Annotated in this window: 2 protein-coding genes; both read left to right on the top strand. The window is 76.7% G+C overall.

Going from position 1 to position 1,487, the window contains the following annotated elements:
- A partial coding sequence (locus ACFWA9_RS39140) for a hypothetical protein (RefSeq protein ID WP_380394365.1) occupies positions 1–588 on the top strand: 588 nt, incomplete at its 5' end.
- Between the two features lie 104 nt (positions 589–692).
- On the top strand, positions 693–1,406 hold the full coding sequence (locus tag ACFWA9_RS39145; RefSeq protein ID WP_380394367.1) for a GNAT family N-acetyltransferase: 714 nt from the start codon (positions 693–695) through the stop codon (positions 1,404–1,406).
- Positions 1,407–1,487 lie beyond the last annotated feature (81 nt).

Genomic DNA, 1,487 nt, shown 5'->3' on the forward strand with positions numbered 1-1,487 from the left:
GCGCCGTCCGGCGGTACCGCCGCGCCCGGTGGCGGCCCGGCGGCCGGCACCGTCCCGATGCCCGTCTGGAGCGACGCCGCGACGCCGCTGCTCGACTACCGGGCCGTCCTGCAGCTGATGCCGGACCAGGCCGCGATGACCGGCTGGGAGCAGGAGAAGCGGCGGGTCGACCTCACCGACCACTCCGCGGACTGCCAGAACCCCGCGGCCTGCAACGGCAAGCCGCTCAGCGGCGAGGCGAGGTTCAGCTCCGGCGACGTGGTCGCGCGCTTCCTCGTCGACACCCTGCCGACCAAGGCGGCCGCCCAGGACAAGCTCAAGGCGGCGTACGCGGCCTACGGCGACGCCGCCCGCTACCACGCCGTGGAACTGCCCGCCATCGGCACCGAGAGCCGGGCCTGGCAGGGCGAGCCCGGCGGCCGGGACGGCATCGCGGTCGTGATGCGGGCCGGCACCGTGGTCGCCACCGTGACCACCGAGGACGGCCCGGTGGACACCGCGACGGCGCAGCGCCTCGCCGTCCTGCTGGCCAAGCGCATCGAGCAGGCCCAGGCGGGCCAGGCCGCGGACGCGGTGCTCGGCCGCTGACCGCACCGGCGGGGCGGGTGCCCGAGGTCCGCCGCCCCGCCCCGGGCGGCCCCGGTGACGCGGATCGCGGGAACCGGCCCGGAAGCCTCGAAGATCCACTCGGGGTGTCCACTCCTTCGCCGCTCGCCGCTCGCCGCTCGCCGCTCGCCTCCGGGGACGGGGACCTGCTGCTCGTCGCCGAGCTGCTGGCCTTCGTCCCGCCGTTCGGGCGGCCGGCTCCCCCCCCCGCTGCGGGGCCGGCCGGTGGCGGTGGGATGATCATGCGCATGAAGCACATCATCAGGGCGGTGGACGCCGAGGACTGGCCGAAGATCAAGCAGCTCCGGCTGGACGCGCTGCTCGATCCGGCGGCGCCCATCGCCTTCCACGACAGCTACGAGAAGGCGGCCGCCCAGCCGGACGAGTTCTGGCAGGAGCGCGCCGCCGGTGCGGCCGAGGGCGTCGCCGCGCGGCAGTTCGTCGCGGAGGCGGCCGACGGGCGCTGGCTCGGCACCGTCTCGGTGCTGGTCGAGCACGCCGGTACGGCGACCTTCTTCGGTGATGTCCCGGAGCAGGCGCAGACCCATGTCGTCGGCGTCTTCGTGCGGTCCGAGGCGCGCGGCAGCGGTGTCGCGCAGGGGCTCTTCGAGGCCGCCCTGGACTGGTCCTGGTCGCTCGCCGAGCCGCGCGTCGAGCGGGTGCGGCTCTTCGTCCACGAGGCCAACGGCCGGGCCGGGGCGATGTACCGGAAGACCGGCTTCGAGCCCACCGGCCACCACCTCCCCGCGCCGGGGGACGGGACCGCCCGCGAGATCGAGCTGGCCGTCCGGCGCGGCTGACCGCCACCACGGCGGCACGGTGTGCGCCGTGCCGCCCGCGGCGGTGGCGCGGCGCGGGCGAGGAGCCCCGCCGCGCCGTGC

It is taken from the genome of Kitasatospora sp. NPDC059973 (assembly GCF_042737525.1).
GTDB lineage: Bacteria > Actinomycetota > Actinomycetes > Streptomycetales > Streptomycetaceae > Kitasatospora.